General features: G+C 56.9%; 20 protein-coding genes and 1 tRNA gene. 2 read left to right on the top strand and 19 right to left on the bottom strand.

All coding sequences use genetic code 11. From position 1 onward, the window contains the following. Positions 1-7 precede the first annotated feature (7 nt). From yajC to ABJM11_RS05000, 16 genes are all read right to left on the bottom strand, one after another. Positions 8-370 (bottom strand): preprotein translocase subunit YajC, encoded by a 363-nt coding sequence (yajC, locus tag ABJM11_RS05075; protein ID WP_348296042.1) that lies wholly within the window; start codon positions 368-370, stop codon positions 8-10. A 59-nt stretch (positions 371-429) separates the two neighbouring features. Further along, positions 430-1,548 (bottom strand): tRNA guanosine(34) transglycosylase Tgt, encoded by a 1,119-nt coding sequence (gene tgt / locus ABJM11_RS05070; protein WP_348296066.1) that lies wholly within the window; start codon positions 1,546-1,548, stop codon positions 430-432. Between the two features lie 14 nt (positions 1,549-1,562). Continuing rightward, positions 1,563-2,654, bottom strand: a complete 1,092-nt coding sequence (gene queA / locus ABJM11_RS05065) for a tRNA preQ1(34) S-adenosylmethionine ribosyltransferase-isomerase QueA (RefSeq protein WP_348296041.1) — start codon at positions 2,652-2,654, stop codon at positions 1,563-1,565. Between the two features lie 41 nt (positions 2,655-2,695). Then, positions 2,696-2,782: transfer RNA gene (locus ABJM11_RS05060), tRNA-Leu, on the bottom strand. Between the two features lie 83 nt (positions 2,783-2,865). Then, the gene (gene flgL, locus ABJM11_RS05055) at positions 2,866-4,083 is read right to left on the bottom strand and encodes a flagellar hook-associated protein FlgL (protein ID WP_348296040.1); all 1,218 of its coding nucleotides are present in this window, start codon (positions 4,081-4,083) and stop codon (positions 2,866-2,868) included. Positions 4,084-4,102: 19 nt separating this feature from the next. Next, entirely contained in the window at positions 4,103-6,166 is a 2,064-nt protein-coding gene (gene flgK / locus ABJM11_RS05050) for a flagellar hook-associated protein FlgK (RefSeq protein ID WP_348296039.1), read from the bottom strand. 5 nt (positions 6,167-6,171) lie between these two features. After that, entirely contained in the window at positions 6,172-7,161 is a 990-nt protein-coding gene (gene flgJ, locus ABJM11_RS05045; RefSeq protein ID WP_348296038.1) for a flagellar assembly peptidoglycan hydrolase FlgJ, read from the bottom strand. 8 nt (positions 7,162-7,169) lie between these two features. After that, positions 7,170-8,267, bottom strand: coding sequence for a flagellar basal body P-ring protein FlgI (locus tag ABJM11_RS05040; RefSeq protein ID WP_348296037.1), 1,098 nt, complete (start codon positions 8,265-8,267; stop codon positions 7,170-7,172). Continuing rightward, entirely contained in the window at positions 8,264-8,968 is a 705-nt protein-coding gene (gene flgH / locus ABJM11_RS05035; RefSeq protein ID WP_348296036.1) for a flagellar basal body L-ring protein FlgH, read from the bottom strand. Before flgH ends, ABJM11_RS05040 begins: the two co-directional genes overlap by 4 nt. A gap of 28 nt (positions 8,969-8,996) precedes the next feature. Further along, positions 8,997-9,785: a flagellar basal-body rod protein FlgG gene (gene flgG / locus ABJM11_RS05030; protein WP_348296035.1), complete on the bottom strand. Its 789-nt coding sequence runs from the start codon at positions 9,783-9,785 to the stop codon at positions 8,997-8,999. An 84-nt stretch (positions 9,786-9,869) separates the two neighbouring features. After that, on the bottom strand, positions 9,870-10,622 hold the full coding sequence (locus tag ABJM11_RS05025; RefSeq protein ID WP_348296034.1) for a flagellar basal body rod protein FlgF: 753 nt from the start codon (positions 10,620-10,622) through the stop codon (positions 9,870-9,872). Between the two features lie 82 nt (positions 10,623-10,704). Beyond that, entirely contained in the window at positions 10,705-12,555 is a 1,851-nt protein-coding gene (locus ABJM11_RS05020) for a flagellar hook protein FlgE (RefSeq protein WP_348296033.1), read from the bottom strand. A gap of 26 nt (positions 12,556-12,581) precedes the next feature. Continuing rightward, positions 12,582-13,256 carry a flagellar hook assembly protein FlgD gene (locus ABJM11_RS05015; RefSeq protein WP_348296032.1) on the bottom strand — a complete coding sequence of 225 codons (675 nt, stop codon included), beginning with the start codon at positions 13,254-13,256 and terminating at the stop codon, positions 12,582-12,584. Positions 13,257-13,274: 18 nt separating this feature from the next. After that, complete coding sequence (gene flgC, locus ABJM11_RS05010) at positions 13,275-13,724, bottom strand: flagellar basal body rod protein FlgC (protein WP_348296031.1); 450 nt, start codon at positions 13,722-13,724, stop codon at positions 13,275-13,277. A gap of 34 nt (positions 13,725-13,758) precedes the next feature. After that, positions 13,759-14,157 carry a flagellar basal body rod protein FlgB gene (gene flgB, locus ABJM11_RS05005; RefSeq protein ID WP_348296030.1) on the bottom strand — a complete coding sequence of 133 codons (399 nt, stop codon included), beginning with the start codon at positions 14,155-14,157 and terminating at the stop codon, positions 13,759-13,761. 204 nt (positions 14,158-14,361) lie between these two features. After that, positions 14,362-14,919, bottom strand: coding sequence for a nitroreductase (locus ABJM11_RS05000; RefSeq protein ID WP_348296029.1), 558 nt, complete (start codon positions 14,917-14,919; stop codon positions 14,362-14,364). A gap of 207 nt (positions 14,920-15,126) precedes the next feature. Here ABJM11_RS05000 and ABJM11_RS04995 point away from each other — a divergent pair, with 207 nt between their 5' ends. Then, a complete protein-coding gene (locus tag ABJM11_RS04995; protein ID WP_348296028.1) occupies positions 15,127-16,563 on the top strand; it encodes an adenylate/guanylate cyclase domain-containing protein in 1,437 nt (478 codons plus the stop codon). Between the two features lie 12 nt (positions 16,564-16,575). Here the strand turns inward: ABJM11_RS04995 and queF are convergent, their stop codons facing one another. From queF to ABJM11_RS04980, 3 genes are read right to left on the bottom strand one after another with little or no spacing between them, the layout of a single operon-like run. Then, positions 16,576-17,394, bottom strand: a complete 819-nt coding sequence (gene queF / locus ABJM11_RS04990; RefSeq protein WP_348296027.1) for an NADPH-dependent 7-cyano-7-deazaguanine reductase QueF — start codon at positions 17,392-17,394, stop codon at positions 16,576-16,578. A gap of 21 nt (positions 17,395-17,415) precedes the next feature. After that, on the bottom strand, positions 17,416-18,189 hold the full coding sequence (locus ABJM11_RS04985) for an ABC transporter permease (protein WP_348296026.1): 774 nt from the start codon (positions 18,187-18,189) through the stop codon (positions 17,416-17,418). Beyond that, positions 18,186-19,133 carry an ABC transporter ATP-binding protein gene (locus ABJM11_RS04980; RefSeq protein ID WP_348296025.1) on the bottom strand — a complete coding sequence of 316 codons (948 nt, stop codon included), beginning with the start codon at positions 19,131-19,133 and terminating at the stop codon, positions 18,186-18,188. The genes ABJM11_RS04985 and ABJM11_RS04980 overlap by 4 nt, the downstream gene beginning before the upstream one ends. 216 nt (positions 19,134-19,349) lie before the next feature. Here ABJM11_RS04980 and ABJM11_RS04975 point away from each other — a divergent pair, with 216 nt between their 5' ends. Next, positions 19,350-20,471: an organic solvent ABC transporter permease gene (locus ABJM11_RS04975; RefSeq protein ID WP_348296024.1), complete on the top strand. Its 1,122-nt coding sequence runs from the start codon at positions 19,350-19,352 to the stop codon at positions 20,469-20,471. The last annotated feature ends 9 nt before the right edge of the window (positions 20,472-20,480 follow it).

The following is a 20,480-nucleotide window of genomic DNA, read 5'->3' as shown; positions in this document are numbered from 1 at the left end:
ATCCGGCTCAGATGTCCTTCAGAGTTCCTTTCGGAAGTGCAGCTGCAACAGCAACTTTCTGAACCTTGACTTCAACGTTATCGGCGATTTCAACCACAATGAAATCGTCGCTCACCTTGGTGATCTTGCCGGCGACGCCGCCTGAGGTGACAATCTCATCACCCTTGTTCAGACCGGACATCAGAGCCTTGTGCTCTTTCGCACGCTTGGACTGCGGACGCCAGATCAGGAAGTAGAAAATCAGGATGAAGCCGGCGAAGAAAATTACCTGCCCCATCACTCCCATGCCGCCTGCACCCGGATCCTGTGCCATGGCCAGTGCCGGCATCACAGCAAAGAGGGCAGCAACAAGTAACTTGATTGATTTCATTGATCATCTCCGTTTTTAATATAAATTCAGTAGCGGTCGAGCACCGGCATGTCCCGCAGTCACTGTGCCATTGGTGGCACGGTTTCACCCCGGCGGGCATAGAAGTCGCTGATAAAGTCCGACAATGTACCTGCTTCAATTGCGCCACGCAATCCGGCCATCACGTTCTGGTAATAACGCAGATTGTGGATGGTATTGAGTTGCGATCCGAGCATTTCTCCACATTTATCCAGATGATGCAGGTAACTTCTAGAAAAGTTCTCACAGGTATAACAGTCACACCGTTCATCCAGCGGAGCAGTATCGTGGCGATGCCGCGCATTGCGGATCTTGACGATGCCGGTAGACGTAAACAGGTAACCGTTACGGGCGTTGCGGGTGGGCATCACGCAGTCAAACATGTCCACGCCCCGGCGAACCGCCTCCACAAGGTCTTCCGGCCGGCCGACGCCCATAAGGTAACGGGGCCGGTCCTCCGGCATCTTCGGTGGCAGGTGGTCCAGGATACGAATCATATCCTCCTTGGGCTCCCCTACCGAGAGACCGCCAATGGCGTAACCGTCAAATCCGATGTCCGTCAGCCCTTCCAGCGAGCGATCACGCAGGGACTCATACATGCCCCCCTGAACGATACCGAACAGTGCCGCCGGATTGCCCGCGTGTGCCTCCTTGCTTCGGCCGGCCCAACGCAGGGACAGCTCCATCGACTCCCGGGCCTGCTTTTCAGTCGCGGGGTAAGGGGTGCACTCGTCAAAAATCATCACGATATCGGAGCCCAGCTCCCGCTGTACCTGCATGGCAATTTCCGGTGACAACTCCACCGGGGAACCGTCAATTGGGGAACGGAAGGTCACGCCCGCTTCCGTAATCTTGCGCATCTCCCCAAGACTGAACACCTGGAAGCCACCAGAGTCAGTGAGGATCGGGCCGTGCCACTGGGTAAAGTCGTGCAGATCACCGTGGGCCTTCACCACCTCGGTGCCCGGCCGCAACATCAGGTGAAAGGTATTGCCGAGGATGATCTCTGCGCCGATGTCCTTTATGTCCCGTGGCAGCATACCCTTGACGGTGCCGTAGGTACCCACGGGCATGAAAGCCGGCGTTTCCACGGTCCCCCTTGGAAAGGTTAACCGGCCCCGCCGGGCACGGCCATCCTCTCCCAGTTTTTCAAAGGACATAAAACACTGGTCAGTCATGATTGTTCTCCGGATTCCGGATGCCCTTCCCCGGCATAGGATTTGAGGGCGCCGAGACTTGGCTCCTGCCCTGTGATAAACATGGCGTCACCGTAGCTGAAAAAGCGGTATCGCTCCGCGACGGCCTCGCGGTAGGCGGACATCACGTTGTCATAGCCTGCAAAAGCGCTGACCAGCATGATCAGCGTCGATTCAGGCAGGTGAAAATTGGTCACCATGGCGTCAACACTCTGGAAACGATAACCGGGGTAGATGAAGATATCGGTTTCGCCCTTGAATGCCTTCAGTACCCCGCCCCGGCTGGCCGACTCCAGCGATCTTACCGAGGTGGTCCCGACAGCAACGATGCGGCCACCACCGGCGCGGGCTGCATTAACAGCGTCAACGGTTTCCTGGGGAACATGGGCGACTTCGCTGTGCATGACGTGGTTTTCGATATGCTCGACACGTACAGGCTGGAAGGTACCAGCACCCACGTGCAGAGTCACAAACGCACGCTCAATTCCCCGGGCATCCAGTTCCGCCAGCATGTGATCATCAAAATGCAGGCCTGCTGTCGGGGCGGCCACAGCGCCAGCCTCCTGCGCATAGACAGTCTGGTATCGTTCCCGGTCGGAGGATTCGTCAGGGCGGTCCACATAGGGCGGCAAAGGCATGTGCCCGATACGCTCCAGCAGCTCCAGCAGTGGTTCGCTGCTCTCACAGACAAGGTGAAAAAGCGCGTCTTCCCGCTGCTTCATCAGCATGGGCGTACCGTCTTCCAGAACAATCCGTTGCCCCGGCTTCAATGCCTTGGAGGCCTTTACATGGGCCAGTAAGTCATGCTCTCCGAGCAGCCGCTCGACCAGCACTTCAACCTGGCCGCCGGTTTCCTTTTTCGCGAACAACCGTGCAGGTATCACCCGGGTGTTGTTGAACACCAGCAGATCGCCTGGTTGCAGCAGGTCCGGCAGGTCAGAAAACTGTCGATGGGTAACGTTGCCGGAAAGGCCGTCAAGGTCCAGCAGGCGTGATGCACTGCGCTCTTTGAGGGGGTACCGGGCGATGAGCTCATCCGGCAGATCAAAGTGAAAATCGGAGACGTTCATGGGATGGACTGTTCACGACACCACGTTGAGCGGCTTGTAAGTGGTAGCGGCGGGCGGACTCGAACCGCCACGGGTTTTACCCCAACGGATTTTGAATCCGTCGTGTCTACCAATTTCACCACGCCGCCATCGGAGAGTGCTGGGGATTATACTGAGGTTTAATCTGAAAGCAATAACAAGCGCCGGACTTCCTTGTTCCGGCAGGCTTTTCTTACAGTCGATCAAATAATGAAAGCCTGGATACCTGGGCAAACGACTGCTGGGCCGCCTGCAACACGAAGCTCTGGAAGCTCAGGTTGCTGATGGCCTCGGCGTAGTCCACATCCTGCAGCTCGGAGCGGATCTCCTCGCTGTAAACCGATGAATCCTCCAGAAACGACTGGGTGGATTCCACGGCATTCATGCGCCCGCCCAATTCGGTCTGCTTCTGAACGATGCTTTCCTGGGCGTTGTCCAGATTCTGCAGTGAGCTGGCAATCAGGTCCTCGTAGGCAGCCTGACCGGCCGGAGACCCCTTGTCGATGTTATCCAGCCCGTCAATAAGGTTTTCGATGGTGGCGAACACAGACTGCTTTTCCCCTGCACGGATAACAAATTGATCACCATCAGCTTCGTCCGAAATGGTGGCCTGGATACCAGCGATCTCAAACGGCTCGCCACTCGTAAAGCTGATCGGCGATTCGGGAAGGGCCACACCGGTCCGCCTGTTTACGGCAGTGATCTCGCCCGCGGCAGTGTCTACAGTGAGCGTGATATCGTCCGGAGCAACCGACGCTAACTCACCATTATCGATTACTCTAACCCCATCAATTCGCCCAGTGGCCGGAGGGGTCTGGTCGGGATCAATCTCACCAGCCACAGCTGCCGGTATGGAGGAATAGATCCCCTTACCGTGGTCACTGATGGGAACCGTCACACCATCATCAATCTCCAGTACACGCTGGCCCTCATCGCCCTGATATACCCAGCTACCCGAGGCATCTTTGGCAAACGCAGCCGTTGTACCCTGGAATCCGCTGAATATGTACTCACCCGACGCGTCGCGAGTATTCGCAATTTCGGCGAGTTGCCCCAGGCGTTCCTTCATCTCCGAGGAGATCGACTTACGATCATTTGCCGACAGCGAACCGTTGCCCGCCTGGACCGTAAGCTCACGAACTCGCTGAATAATGTCCACCGACCCGGCCAGTGTGCTTTCCTCCTGTTGCAGACGGTTTTCAGCCAGGCCGGCGTTGCGCTGGTAGGTTTCAATCCGCGACAACTCCTGGTCCAGCTTGAGAATGCGGGCAGCGGCTACGGGGTCGTCCGACGGCTTGTTGACACGTTTGCCGGTCGATATCTGCTCCTGGGTCTGGTTCAGGCTGCTGTTGAGGTCCTGCAGCCGACTGATCCCACCGGAAAATATCTGTTGTGATGAAATTCTGATCATGTCACATCACCTCGCACTGTTACCGGAAACTCTGTAACAGGGTATTGAACAAGTCCTGGGCCACACTCATTACCTGAGCGGACGCATTATAGGCGGCCTGGTACTGGATGAGCCTGCCGGCCTCTTCGTCCAGGTTAACGCCAGACACCGATTCCCGCTGGTTGCTGGACTGCTCCAGCAGGGTTTTGCCGGCATCCTTGTCCAGCTGGCTCTGGCGGGTTTTCACGCCGATATCCTCGACCAGGCCGGCGTAGCCTTCAGCAAAACTCTGACTACCGTTGTTCAGAGTGTTTTTGGTTCCTAGCGCCGCCAGGAACTCGGCGTTACGGTTATCCGACACGCCATTGGTGTTGTAATTGATGCCAAAAGAGTCACCGGGCCTCGGGTTGCCGGATATTTCAAACTGGAAGCCGAAATAATCCGGAGAGCGTGGGTCCTCGGTAAACAGCTTGTTGGAAACACCAGACTCGAACACATTGACTGGCGGAGTGGCCGTAGCATTGCCTTCGATAAGCGGCGGGTCTCCCGGCGCCGCATTGGCGTCATAAACGTCATAAACCAGCTCGCCACTGACCGCATCTTCACGAAAACGGATGTCGAGCGGCGGATCCAACTGCCCCTCCTGGCGGAAATTCGTCAACAGCGAATTGGTAAACGGGTCCCGCACGTTAAGCATTTTGCCCTGGTTGATGGTGGCATCGCCGGTATTGCCGGCGGCACCCTCAGCCCTTACCGGGCTGGCGAACGCAAGGTCTTCTTCACGGCTGAGTTTCAGGTCGATATTGGCGGCCGCGTTCCGGGTGGGCTCGATCAGGAACTTGTCACCGGCATTAAAGGTGCCGCCTTCCACACGGATATTGAAACCCGGCATGGAAATTTCAGACTGAACCGGATCCGGCAGGCGGCCCTGGTTAACCACCTTGCCGGTAGCTCGGTCGACCAGTTCAAAGTTCCGGCCATCGCCACCGAACTGCAGCGACCAGCTGCCCGCAGGCAGAGCAGAACTGTCTATAATCTCGACAGCCAGTTGTGCGTTCTGTGGCGCTGCGTTGTTGGCATTGGCAACAACCCTGCCCCGCTGCGCAGCTTCCGAGTTGATGTCACTGAAGAACAGTCCGCCCAGATCCCCCTCAAGGTCCATCCCGATTTCATGCTGATGGTTAAGGGTGTCTGACAAGGCGATCGCTACCCTGCCCAGCTCCTGTAGTGCAGGCTGCAGGCCCTCGGACTCGAACCGGCGCAAACCTCCCAGCGTGCCGCCGTTGATCTGGCTGTCTACGTTCAGGGTTCGGCCGCCGCTGGTCAGGGTAAACTCCAGCGACAACGGATCTTCGGAATCCGCCCGCGTGCCCAGTTGGGCTGCCTCTGAGCCAACCACCAGCGACTGGCCATTGCTCAGGGAAACGTTCACCTGGCTGCCCTCTGCCTGGGTCACACGTATGCTGACCAGTTCCGACAGTTGCCTGAGCTTTTCATCCCGTTTGTCGAGCAGTTCATTGGGTTCACGGCCCTGGGCCAGCCCCGGCGATTCCGAAATCGCTGTATTCAGCTCGGCAATGCTTTTGAGCAGCGTATTGGCATCTTTTACGCCCTGCTGCATCTGGGTCTTGACCGATTCCCGCTGTTGAACGAATTCCTGATTGAGGGCTTCAAACCGGTTGACGACCTGCTGCGCTTCGCTGAGAACCAGCTGCCTCTGTGGCAGCGAAGCCGGATCTTCCGCCGCATTCTGGAGGCTGGCAAAGAAATTGTTGAGCGCGTTACTCAACCCGGTGGATTCGCCACCCAACAGGTTATCCAGCCGGGACAGCTCCGAATTCAGGGTTTTCTGCTCTCCGAACAGCGTGCTGTCCTCTCGCACCTGCTGGGTCAGGAACTCGTTTGCCAGCCGGCGAATATCGGTGACGTTAACGCCCGTACCCACCGAACCAGCACCAGTACGCTGGGCCGGTTGCGTTTCGAACTGAACCTCCTGGCGGCTGTAACCGGGAGTGTTGGCATTGGTAATGTTGTTACCGGTAGTGTTAAGCGCCGCCTGGTGTCCGAGGATACCGGTCAAGCCAATGTTGATAAGCCCTGCCATAAACCTTACTCCTCAGCCCTGGGAAGACCCATGGACAACGTCGTCATGGTGTCGTTGTTCATGATGCGACGTATCTTTGCGCCATAGTTGGGGTCGGTGGCGTACCCGGCTTGCTGCAGCCTCTCAGCAAACTCTTCGGGGTTATCCGCCACTGCCAGAACATCCCGGTAGCGGGGATTGGATTCGAGGAACGATACATAATCCCGGAAGCTGGACTCATAGTCCGCATATGACCGGAAAGCTGCCCGCTCGTTCATCGGCACTCCTTCCCGGTACTCGGTAGTGGCGATATTCACTGCTTCACCCTGCCAACGGCTATCCGCTTTGATTCCGAACAGGTTGAAGCTCGGAGCACCACCCTCACCTTCTATCATGTGCCGGCCCCAGCCGGTTTCCAGCGCTGCCTGGGCTATCATCAGGCGGGGGTTGATACCGCTGTGCTGAGCCACTTTTTCCGCAACTGGCAGAAGCTCGCGCACAAAGTGTTCAGGAGATTCGAATCGTTCAGGCAACGGGGCACTCGCCCCAGGCTCAACGACAGGCGCTGGGTTTTCGGCCACCTGGTTCACCTTCTCCACTTGCTCTGGCAAACGTGGAGACAATACCGGCACGCTGCGGTCGTAATCCGCCAGGGCCTTCTTGTGAGCCGCCATCGGGTCACCTTTTTCATCCATGCCCGGAATCTGGCGGCTGAGCTGCCGGACCAGAGCTTCGGAAAGTCCGGTTCCCTGTTTCTGCGACAGCGTCAGGCTGAGCTGGCTGTCGAACATCTCGCGGTAGAATTCTGACTGCTGGCTGTTCAGGTAGTTGCCTTCGGCAAACACGTCACCGGCCTTGCGCATGGACTTCACCATTTCCGAAAGGAACAGGCCTTCAAACTGCTTGGCCACTTCCAGCAGCGCGGCGTTCTTATCGGTCCGGGCCTGGGTCTTCAGGTCATTGAGGCCGCCAAAATCGGTATAGACCTGTGCTTTCTGGAGACTGAAATCCTGCATCATGCCACCTATATCACGATCAGTTCGGCCCGCAGGGCACCGGCCTGTTTGAGCGCTTCCAGCACCGCCATTACATCGCCCGGGGCCGCGCCTACCTGATTCACCGCCTGAACAATTTCGTTCAGGGTGACTGCCGGGCCAAACTGGAACATGCGGGCCGGGTCTTCCGTAATGGCGATCTGAGTATTGGGTTCAATAACGGTTTCACCGCCCGTGAACGGGTTGGGCTGATTGGCTTGCGGATTCTCTTCAATGGTGACGGTCAGGTTGCCATGAGTCACTGCAGCCGGGCTCACTTTCACATTCTGCCCCACCACAATCGTGCCGGTACGGCTGTTAATGACCACCTTCGCAGCATCCTGTGCCGGATCGACATTGATATTTTCAAGGATGGAGAGAAAACTCACCCGCTGGGAGGGATCCCGTGGGGCCTTCACCGACACGGCCGTGGCATCGTGCGCATAGGCCATGTCCGGCCCCAGTTTGCTATTGATGGCTTCCACAACCCGGCGGGCTGTTGTGAAATCAGGGCGCATCAGATTGAAGGTAATAGTATCGCCCCTGGTGAAGGGAGAAGTCACTTCACGCTCGATGGTGGCACCATTCGGTATGCGGCCAACACTGGGCACGTTCACAGTGATGCGGGAGCCGTCGGCACCCTGGGCACCAAAGCCACCCACAACCAGGCTGCCCTGAGCCATGGCGTACACCTGATCGTCAGCCCCTTTCAGGGGTGCCATCAACAGGGTGCCACCGCGGAGACTGTCGGCATTGCCAATGGACGACACGGTAATGTCCAGTTCCTGCCCCTGCTTCGCGAACGGTGGCAGAGTAGCTGTCACGGTTACAGCTGCCACATTGGCCAGGTTCGGGTTCACGCCTGGCGGAAGGGTGATTCCGAACTGGTTCATCATGTTACGGAACGTCTGGTTGGTGAACGGTGCTTTGTCGCCGGTGCCGTCAAGGCCAACTACCAGGCCGTAGCCCACCAGTTGGTTGTTACGCACACCCTTGATACGCGCCAGGTCCTTCAGGCGGTCCGCCAACACAGGCGCGGCCACAACCGACAGCGCTAGTACCATTATGCCGAACCTCAGCATTTTCATAGCGGGAACCACTCACTGTTGAAGAATCGTGCGAGCCAGCCCATCTGATTGGCCTGGTCAAAGTCACCGGTACCGCCATAAGCGATACGGGCATCGGCAATACGATTGGAGGCGACGGTGTTATCCGGCGAAATATCCTGAGGGCGAACCAGCCCCGTCAGGCGAATATATTCATCACCGTTGGTCAGCGACAGCCACTTCTCGCCACGAATGTGCAGAACACCGTTCGGCAGTACTTCCGTTACCGTAACGGTGATATTGCCATCCAGGCTGTTGCTCTGATCCGCTTCCGCCTGACCCTGAAAATCCCGCTCCAGATCGATATCTGTTGCCAGTCCGATGTTGCCTTTGCCCAGAATTCGCGGGTCCAGCATGGAAATCTCATTGTCTTTGGTAATGCTGCTCTCAGCGTTCTTGCTGGCACGGGTGGACTCTTCCAGGGTCACGGTAAGAATGTCGCCCACGTTCAGTGCCACAGTGTCGCCATACAGGCTGTAGTTGCGCGACGACTGATAAATGGCACCGGATTCCGGGTCCCTCTGCATCATTGCTTCGGCACGAACCGGAGCATATTGGGGGTCATCCGGCATGGCCCGCGGTCGGCTCATGGCGGTACAGCCCTGCAGTACGATCAATGCCACCACAACAGCCAGCGTTCCTGCGCCATGTGCTTTCGATCTGTCAGTCTTGATGGATGTCATGATTACCCCTCCCGGACGCTGCTGCCGGTTAACCGATATTATTGGTGATGAACTGCAGCATCTGGTCTGTTGCGGAGACCACTTTCGAATTCATTTCATAAGCCCTCTGGGTGGTAATCATATTAACCAGCTCCTCCACCACTTCCACGTTGGAGGCCTCGACCATGCCTTGCTCAAGAGTACCCAGGCCGCCGATGCCAGGCTCCCCTTCGGCGGGATCACCACTGGCGTTGGTCGCCTTGTAGAGGTTGTTGCCGATAGCCTGGAGGCCCTGTGGATTGATGAAATCCACCAGGGTGATTTCGCCCAGATTCACCGGTGCTGCCTGATCGTCGGTGACTGCTGAAACAGTGCCATCCTTGCCGATTGTGATGTTGGTGGCGTTTTCCGGTACATTGATGTTCGGCTCCAGGGTGTACCCGTCCGGGTTCACGATATCGCCGTCGGCGTTCAGCTGGAACTGGCCGTCGCGGGTATAGGCAATCTGCCCATCCGGCAACAGTATCTGCATGAACCCGCGGCCGTTCACCGCCATGTCCAGGGGCTGTTCGGTGACTTCCAGGTTACCCTGGGAGAACTGCTTGGTTGTGCCGACTATGCGAACACCGGTACCCAGTTGAAGGCCGGATGGCAGCTCCGAGTTCTGGGTATTCAGACCACCGGGTTGCCGGTCAATCTGGTACAGCAGATCCTGAAACACAGCCCGGTCGCGTTTGAAACCAGTGGTGTTCACGTTGGCCAGGTTGTTGGAAATCGTGGACATGTTGGTGTCCTGTGCGCTCAACCCGGTTTTGCTGACCCAAAGTGCTGGATGCATGTCATCTACTCCTTGCCGGGGCTGCTTCAATGCGGCGGAAGTTTGCCGCTTTCCTGCCCGCCCGGACGATGTTAATCAGGTTTATCAGAGATTCTGCAACAGTCGTGCCGAAGCCTCGGAATTCTCATTGGCGGTAGTCATTATCTTCACCTGCATCTCGTATTGGCGTGACAACTGCAGGTTGGAAATCATCTCTTCGACAGCGTTGACATTGGAGCTCTCAAGGAATCCGGAGGCCACCCGCATATTGGCATCCGGGGGCTCAGGGCCATCCAGTGCCTCGCCGGCCTTGCGGCGGATGAAGCCATCTTCCCCTTTTTCCAGGGCTTCCCGGGGTGGATTCACCAGCTTAAGACGATCCACTTCAACCAATTGGTCCGGCGGACCGCCGACGGGCACAATGGAAATGGTGCCGTCTGCGCCTATCTGCACGTTATCGAAAGGAGGGAGTGCCACCGGGCCACCGTTACCCATCACCATCTCGCCGCTGGAAAGACGCATCAGGCCGTTCACATCAATCTGCATGCTGCCAGAACGGGTAAAGACCTCTTCGCCCTGCTGGTTCTGCACCGCCAGCCAGCCATCGCCTTCAACAGCAACGTCCAGCTTGCGGCCAGTATCCATCAGTGCACCTGCGGAAAGATCCGTGCCCGGCCTTTCAGCCATGGCATAGGCTCGTGTGGGATGGTGGTCGCCAAAAACAGGCATGCTGCGGGCCTGTGCGAAATCCCGCTTGAAACCGGTGGTACTGACGTTAGCCAGGTTGTTGGCGTGGGCGCGCTGGGAAAGCATGTTCTGCTTGGCGCCAGACATTCCAATATAAAGGGCTTTGTCCATGGGAAAACTCCTGCCGGAATTTTGACTGTTTCCAGTCTTTCCATAGTCCTAGCAGGAGTCGTGCCATGTTCAGCTTTCAGGGTTAGCGGAGGTTGATGATCGTCTGGGTGACAGCATCAGAGGTTTCGATGGTCTTGGCGTTGGCCTGATAGTTTCGCTGGGCAATGATCAGGTTCACCAGTTCCGCCGACAGATCCACATTGGATTCCTCTATGGAGCTGGCCTTTATAGAGCCCAGGGTTCCGGAATCCGGCGCGCCGATGATGGGCTGCCCGGACTCAAAGGTTTCCACCCAGGTGGTCTCACCGACCGGCGACAGCCCGTTGGTATTATTGAACGAGGCCAGCGCTACCTGTCCGAGGGACTGCGATTGTCCGTTGGTGTAACGGGCAAACAGCACACCCTGATCAGACACGTCCAGGCCGGAAAGGCGGCCGGTGGCGTAGCCGTTCTGGCGTTGGTCATTCACACCAAACTCACTGCCATACTGGGTGGTGTTGCCAATATCCAGCACAAAGGCCGATGTAGTGGGCGGATCAGGAATTGGTGTCGTGACTTCTTCTCCGGGGGCTGGAGGACCATCAGCACCATTCGGCATGCCATTGGCATCCTTGGGCGTCCAGTCATCAATCAGAATTTCTCCGTTGGAGTCGCCGTTGACAGACTGCAATTCGCCATCCTGATTGAACCGGGCCAGGTACGGGCTCTGATCCGTCCCTCCGACGAATTCTCCGTCAATTTGTGCATAAACCGCCCAATCACTCACACCCACACCGTTACCTGGCGAAGGCTGTTTGACATAGAACTGAGTCAACTCATGCGAGTTACCGAGACTGTCGTAGATGGTAGTTGAGGTAGCATGGTTATAGGTACGTTGATCAACAGGGTTGAATGCGTTTATTCGTGTTGGCGGCACTTCGAAAGCGCCTGCAATTGCTGTTGATGAAGAGCTTACACCAGTAACCGTGCGATCCGTATTTATCGTTACAACACCTGCCTCCGTAAGGTCAACAGAGGCCCCGCCCGAGTCAAAAGTGGCATTCAGGGTTTCGCCCGAGTTATGCGTAATGCTCAGCTCGCCTGAAGCGTTAACAGAGGCCGATATCGACTGATCAGATATTTGTCTGATCTTGGCTGCAAGGTCTTCGACTGTCGAAACACCTGTGAGATCGATTTGTCTCGGTGATGTTTCGTCACCAACGGTCAGCTCGAAAGTGGAAAAATCCGCACCTGACATATCCCCAACCGGAAGGGATGTAGCAGCCGAGGCTGTCACTCCAGACTGTGACTGGAGTTTAGCCACAATATCGCTGACTGATTCGTCGGCCGCAAAATCAACCTGATTCGACTGACCTTCGTATTCAAAAGTGACACTCTCACCCGGGAATTCATTTACGCTCAGAGTGTTCCAGTTCCTCACCTGGCGCTCCAGCACTGTCTCCCGCGAATCCAGGTTGAGGTCTGAACGCAGGTTGGTGGTGCGGCGCGGTGCCAGGTTATCGGTTTCTACCTGAAGGTCGCCACGGATGCCGGACAGGTTGCCGTCATCATCCGCCACGAAGCCCTGAACCCGCATATTCTGGTTATTGGTGACATAACCGTCCTTATCGATGCCGAACTGGCCGGCCCGGGAATAACGGACTTCCCCACCGTTATTGAGCACAAAAAACCCGTCGCCGTTAATCGCCAGGTCGAGGCCGTTATCGGTAAAACTGATGTTGCCCTGGCCGAAGGACTGTTTCACGTCCTGTACCCGCACACCATCACCGATGGGGTTGCTGCCGGCACTCAGAAAGCCACTGGCGTACAAGTCGCCAAACTGGGCCTTGCTGCCCTTGAAGCCCACCGTACTGGCGTTGGCAATGTTATTACCGGTGACATCAAGGTCAACCGATGCCGCCCTCAAGCCGCTAAGACCTGTATTGAAAGCCATACTTCACCTCTGGTGTTTCACCGGTATCAGTTAATCTGTTCAACGTCCGACAGAGCGATGGAGCCCATGCCGGCGAGGTTCAACGTAATATTGCCGCCTTTGCCCAGCGATACGCTGTCAACGTTGGCGCTCATCATGGTGCGAAGCTGCTCGGGTCCATCCGGGTAGGAGGCTTCGGCCACGACTTTGTAGGGGCCAGGAGGCAAACTGTTGCCGTTGCCGTCCTTGCCGTCCCAGCTGAAGCCGGTCACACCGGCCTGCTGGGAGCCCATATCAATCTGTCGTACCCGCTCGCCGGCCTCATTCTCAATGGAGATTCTCAGGCCGGAGGTGCTGGCAGGCACCTCCACGTTGCCGGATATCTCTCCGTCAGCCCCCAGAATGCCAATGGAGGACGGCGCCAGAACGGTACGGCCCACCATGGCGGAAGCCTGCAGTGCCTGAGTGGAGCGGAACTGGTTTGCCACATCATCCACACTGCCCGAAAGACCCTGCATCTCCTCCAGAGAACTGAACTGCGCCAGCTGAGAGATGAATTCACCGTTATCCTGGGGCTCCAGTGGGTTCTGATTCTTCAGCTGGGCAATCATCAACTCCATGAACTCGTTCTTGCCAAGTTCATTACCACTTTTGGTTTGCTGTTGATCCAGCTTGTATTTGCTCAGCACATCCGAGGCGTCTGCCGGGTTAATTGCGCTCATGCTTCAATCCTCGCTCGGTTACTGCTGACCCAGGGTCAGGATGCGCTGCATCATGGATTTGGCGCTGTTCATGATGTCCACGTTCATCTGGAAACTGCGCGATGAGGACATCATGTCTGCCATCTCTTCCACCACGTTCACGTTGGGGTAAAACACATAACCCTCTTCGTTGGCCGCGGGGTGATCCGGCTCGTACCGCATCTGCAGTTCGGCATCGCTCTCAACAATGCCCTCGACCCGGACACCGGCCCCTGGGCCTTCATCAGTGCCAAAGGCCTGGCCCTGTTGGGTCGGGTTCAGCATGGACTGCTGGATGGCTGCGAACACAGGCTTGCGGGCGCGGTAGGTCTGCTCGGTGCTGGAACTGGCAGTCTCCGCGTTGGCGATGTTGGACGCAGTCGTGTTCAGCCGCAGCGACTGGGCTGTCATGCCTGACCCGGCGATATCGAAAATACTACCCAGTGACATGGTGTTGCTCCTCAGTTAAATGCCTGCGCCCGGATCACTGACCCGAGAGTGCCTTTTTAATGCCTGTGACTTTTCCGTTCAGGAACTGGAAACTGGCCTGGTAATCCATGGCGTTACGCATGAAGCGGGTCTGCTCCTGCTGGGCATCCACGGTATTGCCATCCACGGAAGGCTGATGCGGAACCCGATACAACAGCTCGCTGTCCTGGCCCATGGGTGACGTGTCCATGTGCGACTCATGAGTTCGCGTCATGCCAAACCCATTCATGCCCTCCTGGGCTTTTTCCATCATCGCCTGAAAGTCGATATCCCGCGCTTTGTAGCCCGGGGTGTCCGCATTTGCCAGATTGTTTGCCAGCACTTCGGCACGCTTCACCCGCCCCTCAAGGGCGTGCTGGTGAATGCCTAATGCTTTGTCCAGGGAAATTGCCATAATGCCTCCGGTTCCTGCACCCGGCGTCGTTCACATTGCCGTTTGTGCTTTATGCCAGAGTAAAAGCAATCACAGTGCCAGTTTTCAGAAGTTGTTGCGGGGCGGGGGCTGGAGTCAGGTTCGGGGTAGCACTGAGGTGAGAGGGAAGGTGAAAGCGGCAAGGGATTTCCCCCACCGGAATTGGCAGGGGTCACTCGTTGGTCACTACCGCGGCCAGCGGTTTACAAAGTCTGACGGATCAGGCCGTGGCACCGGGGGTTTACCCGAACTGACGCTGCCAACGTAAAGAAAGCCGGTGATAATCTCTTCTTGACCCAGCCCAAGGCCCCTGGCAACTTCCGGATTGTAAGCCACACCTCCGGTACGCCACATACCGCCGTAGCCGGCTGATTCAAGTGCCAGAAGCAAATATCCCATGCCCACAGCCGCTGACATAGTCTGCTCGATTTCTGGCACCTTGGGGTGAAGCTGATGGCTGGCAATGCCAACGATCACCATCGGGGCCCGCATGGCTTTCTTGCGCAGCTTTTCCCGCGCTTTCTCCGGGGCATCCTGCTCACAGGTAGACGCAAACAGGTCCCCCAACGCGGTCAGGGCTTCTTCACCCTCAATCACCAGATATCGCCATGGCCGCAAAAGGGCATGGTCTGGTGCCCTGGCGGCGCAGGCGAACGCTTTCCCAAGAGTTTCCGTATCCGGTGCCGGCAAGGTCAGCCGCGACTCCGACGAACGGTTCAACAACGCATCCATTATTGCAGTCATATCGTCTCGCTATGGTTGGGCAAAAGCCGTCACATCAGGCCTCAATAGCCCTTACGAATTGTGGGACAGATGTATTACTGTTAGTCTTTAGTCTAAGTACTTTCCACGATAAGCAAGTACTATCTACCCTAACAATGAAAAACAAGCCGGTAGACACTTTATGAGCCAACATCAACGCTTTCACAACTTCCCGGACTCGCTTCAGACATGATGAGCGCCCCGATTGACCTGCGTACTGCCAGCTCCAGCGCCAGCAAGTCCGCTGTACTGGATTCGCAGAACAACCCGATTGCCATCCCCCCCATGCCGGACTACAGTGGCCGGATTCTGGCATACACAGCAACCGCAGGCATCATTGTTTCCGGCGTTCTGCAGGATGTTTTCGGGATGTGGATGTTGTGGTTACTGGCTGGCGCCCTCACCTGGCCCCACATCGCCCATCAGGTTACCCGTAAAACGTTTCTGCGCAACTCGCCCCGCATCCGGCAAAAGATGCTTCTGGTCGATTGCGCCATCGGTGGCGGGTTCGTCGGCTGCATCGGACTGATAGCCATTCCCTCCGTTGCAGTGGTGCTGATGCTGATGTTCAGTTGCCTGATTGTCGGTGGTATCCGCCAGTGGATGTTCGGCACGGTTATCATGGCCGCCAGCGTAGCCATCGGTGTGGCCATCGTAGGGCCGGCAGACTCATTCCAGTCGCCGCTCATCACCAGCATCATCGCCATACTGGCCACAGGGCTCTATATTTGCGTAACCGCTTTCTATTCCCACCAACAGGCCCGTGCTCTGATGATGGCAAAAACCCAGATTCAGAATCAACGGGAACAGTCCATCGCGCTTTCCCACAAACTGTCCAAGTACCTTTCCCCCCAGGTGTGGCAGTCCATCTTTACCGGTGAGCGCGACGTGCGGCTGGAAACCCAGCGCAAGAAACTGGCCGTGTTCTTCTCCGACATAAAGGGCTTTACCGAACTTTCCGAAGAGATGGAGCCGGAAGCACTGACCGAACTGCTGAACCACTACTTCAACGAGATGTCAGAAGTGGCATTGAAGTATGGCGGCACCATCGACAAGTTTGTTGGCGATTCCATAATGATCTTCTTTGGCGACCCCACCAGCCGTGGTCAGAAGGAAGACGCCTTCGCCTGTGTGTCCATGGCCGTAGAAATGCGCAAGCACATGAAAATCATGCGCCAGAAATGGCGAAGCCAGGGCATAAAAACCCCGCTGGAAATCCGTATGGGAATCAGCACCGGCTACACTACCGTGGGCAACTTTGGCGCCGAGAACCGCATGGATTACACCATCATCGGCAAGGAAGTGAACCTGGCCAGCCGCCTCGAATCCCTCGCCGAGCCTGGCGAAATCCTGATTTCCTACGAAACCTTTTCGCTGATCAAAGACCGCATCATGTGTCGGGACAAGGGCGAGATCACCGTAAAAGGCTTCGGCCGCCCGGTCTCCATCTACGAGGTTGTGGACTTCCGCCGTGACATGGGCCCTAACCGTAGCTTCCTTGAGCACGAACACAGCGGATTCGCCATGTATCTGGATTCAGAGAAAATTACTGAGCGGGAGCGGGAGTCCATTCTTTCCGCGCTGGAGGATGCCGCCGAGCGCCTGCGCCAGGAAGAGGATTCCTGACCGGTTTACCCTCTACTGCCTGATCAGCCTGGGACCGGCAGCATCTTCCGGTTCGGTGCTGCGCCAGGGGTTGATATCCAGCCCGCCCCGCCGCGTATATCGCGCGCATACCGACAGGTGCTCCGGCTGACAGCGAACCATCAGGTCTGTGAACAGGGTTTCCACACAATGTTCATGGAAATCCTGCTTCTGGCGGAAACTCACGATGTACTGCAGCAGGCCCGCCCTGTCGATTGCCGGGCCGGTGTAGTCAATCAGTACCGTGGCCCAGTCCGGCTGGCCGGTGACCGGGCAGTTGCTCTTCAGCAGATGTGAGCACAGTTTTTCAGAAACAACATCGCCCCCGGCCGCCAGAGTGTCCGGGTTATAGTCGTAGCCCACGGACTCCGGCTCCTCATCGTCGATCAGCACGAACCCTTCCGGCCGCCCCACTGCCCTTGCTCCCTGGTCAACACTGTGCAGGTCAACGGCCACCGAAGCTCCGCTGGCACTGGACAGATCCCGGGAGATCACATCTCTCACCTGGTCAGCGGACGAAAACACTGTCTGGTTCAGGGAGTTCAGGTACAACTTGAGGGACTTGGATTCAATGATGGACGGTGATGCTGCCGGCACGCGGACTTCCGCCCATGCCACCGCAGGGACACCGCCCGGCCGCAACCAGGAAATCTCCCAGGCCTGCCACAGATCTTCCCCGAACCAGGGCCAGCGCCCATCCTCAAGACCAATGCGGCGGCGGTTTTCATCACGGGCCACAGGAAACAACAGTTGCGGATCGTAGGCATCCGGGTAATCGCTGGACTTGCCCAGCGGGGCATCAATAAGGGCCATGAGAAATCCTGGAACCAGACATCAGTGACGAATACCCTTGCCCCGCGCCAGCATGCGCAGGGAAACAGCGAACAGAATGGCTATGAACAGCAGAATCATACCAAGAGCTACATACGGATTAACATCCGACACCCCTAGAATGCCATAGCGGAAGGCGTTCACCATGTAGAGAATCGGGTTGATCATGGACACGCCCTGCCAGAAACCGGGCAGCATATCGATGGAATAGAACACCCCACCCAGGTACGTCAGTGGTGTCAGCACGAAGGTCGGCACAATGGAGATGTCATCGAACTTGGTGGCCAGCATGGCATTGATAAAACCACCCAGTGAAAACAGGGCCGAGGTAAGGAACACGGTCAGAATCACCATGGGCAGATTGTGAATCGACAGCTGAGTAAAGCCAAGCGATAGCAAGGTCACAATCAGGCCAATGCCGAGGCCACGGGACATTCCGCCGGTGACATAACCGGCAAGAATGATCCAGTTAGGCACAGGCGACACCAGCAACTCTTCGATGCTGCGCTGGAACTTCATCGAGAAGAACGAAGACACTACATTGGCGTACGAACTGGTGATCACTGACATCATAATGAGCCCGGGCACAATAAACGACATATAATCGAAGCCGCCCATTACCCCGATACGGGAACCGATGAGGTTTCCGAAAATAATGAAGTACAGCGTCATGGTGACCGCCGGCGGCAACAGGGTTTGCGGCCATATGCGCATGAACCGTCGGATTTCCCGGGTTACGATGGTCTTGTAGGCCGTCAGCATCGCGTCCGTTCTCATGCGGTTTCTCCCTGTTTCGCCGCAGTGGTTTTGTTGTCCTCCACCATGCGAATGAACAGCTCCTCCAGCCGATTGGCCTTGGTGCGCATGCTGATGACGCGGATACCCTGATTTTCGAGCTGTATGAACACGCCGTTCAGGCTCTGGCCCTTGTCCACATCCACCACCAGGGCGCCTTCCTCGTCAAGATGGCAATAGAAACCGTCAAGCTCCGGTGCTTTATCAAGGGGTTCGGAGGTATCCAGCACGAAGGTTTCCGAACTCAGCTGCTGCAACAACTCGCGCTTGCTGGTATTTCGCAGTATCCGGCCGTGATCAATAATCGCAATGTTGCGGCAAAGGGCTTCCGCCTCTTCAAGGTAGTGCGTGGTAAGGATAATGGTGGTGCCCTGGCGGTTCATTTCCTCAAGGAACGTCCACATGGACCGCCGCAACTCGATATCCACACCCGCTGTGGGTTCATCCAGGATCAGCAACTTGGGCTCATGGACCAGTGCCCTGGCAATCATCAGCCGACGCTTCATACCCCCTGACAACATCATGGCTGGCGTATTGCGCTTGTCCCAGAGTCCAAGCTGGCGCAGGTACTTCTCAGCTGATGCTGACGCCTTTTTCAGCGGAATGCCGTAGTAGCCAGCCTGGGTAGTGACAATGTCAAACACCTTCTCGAACTGGTTGAAATTGAACTCCTGTGGCACAACTCCGAGATTCAGCTTGGCATCGGAAAGGTGGGTGTCGATGTCGGACCCGAACACGCGGACCTTGCCGGCACTCTTGTTCACCAGGGAGCAGACAATGCCCAGGGTGGTCGACTTCCCTGCGCCGTTTGGCCCCAGCAGCGCGAAGAAATCGCCCTCAGCGACATGCAGATCGATACCCTTCAGGGCCTGAAAGCCGTCGCCATAGGTCTTGACCAGACCTTCAATTTCAAGTGCGTTGGTCATAATGAATCCAGAGGAACAAAAAAACAGGTAGCTATAAGTTGTGGCCCCGGCAGAGAAATTCAAGTAGGCGGTGCCCGACGGGGCCAAAATCATAAAAACCCCAAACTGCGACAGGTTTCCCGATATGCCACAAGCGGCGTCCTTATAATGCCGGTTACAACAATTTACAAAGGCTCTGCCACGCAGGCCAAAACGTCAGGGAATGTACGCGCTGCCATGAGATCCGCTCACTTCAAGTCTGCTTTACTGCCTCTGGTTTCTGCCCTGTTTCTGGCTGGCTGCCTGGACAGTGGCGGTGGTAGCGGCGGTGATGACTCACAGACAGGCCAGATCATGCCCGCCGGCATTGCGGGGCTCTCCTACGCCACAGCCAGCCGCAATGGTACAACGGATTCCGAGGGCCGCTACCGTTATTATCCGGGTGAAACGCTGACCCTGAAAGTGGGTGACCTGCAACTGGCAGAAGGCGTACCGGTCCGGCCCGTGGTCACGCCATTGGAGTTCTTTCCGGACTTGCGGGCGGCATTGCAGATAGCCGGCACCACCGACGAAGGGCTTCAAAGCCATCGTATTACCGAGCAACAGCTTCTCCTTGATGTGCCACTGATCAACCTGACCCGCTTCCTGCTTGCGTTGAACTGGACGCTGAATATTTCGGATGGCACGGGCATTGATATCCGCACGCGCGTGATCGAGCAGTTGAACGTGGCACTGGCCGAGCTGGATGAACCGATTGACTTCACCCTACCGCAGGACGAATTCGAGGCCGCAGGCAACACCCCGTCGCCTGCCAACCAGGTGCTCAGCCGTATCTGTTTCTACCCGGCAGACAGCGAGCTGTGTGAGCCAGCGCCAACGGATGACGAAATCGCGGCTGCCCCCGAACGGCCTGAAGACGAGGATGAGCGTGATGAAGACGTTGAGTACCGCGAGGACCTGGAAAACAAGCGCGACCGGATACAGAATGCCACCCGCAGCCTGGAAGACGCCGACGTCGATGACGCCAGGAACTACCTCAGCCGGGAGCTGGATGCCATCACCACCGGGCTGTCCAATCGTTACTATCTCAATGACGACGTGGTAGCGTTTCCGGCAACCGATACAGCCATCAAAACTGTCAGTGTGCGAAAAATAGCCGGACAACCTCAGCTGGGGGAGATTGAAGCCGTCAGTACCCGGGAACAGGACGTGGTGGTCCACTCCTTTGGCTGGCAGTCGGCGTCCGTTGATTACTTTGTTGCGGGGGAATCCGGGGGGGAATCGGAATTGCTGGTGAACTTTCGCCCGGACGACACCTATCGCTGGGTGAAAAAACAGCTTCGCGTTATTATCGAGTAAACCGCCTTT

Origin of the sequence: Marinobacter sp. (assembly GCF_039977835.1) — a bacterium.
GTDB lineage: Bacteria > Pseudomonadota > Gammaproteobacteria > Pseudomonadales > Oleiphilaceae > Marinobacter.
This window is presented reverse-complemented; position numbering and strand designations above follow the sequence as displayed.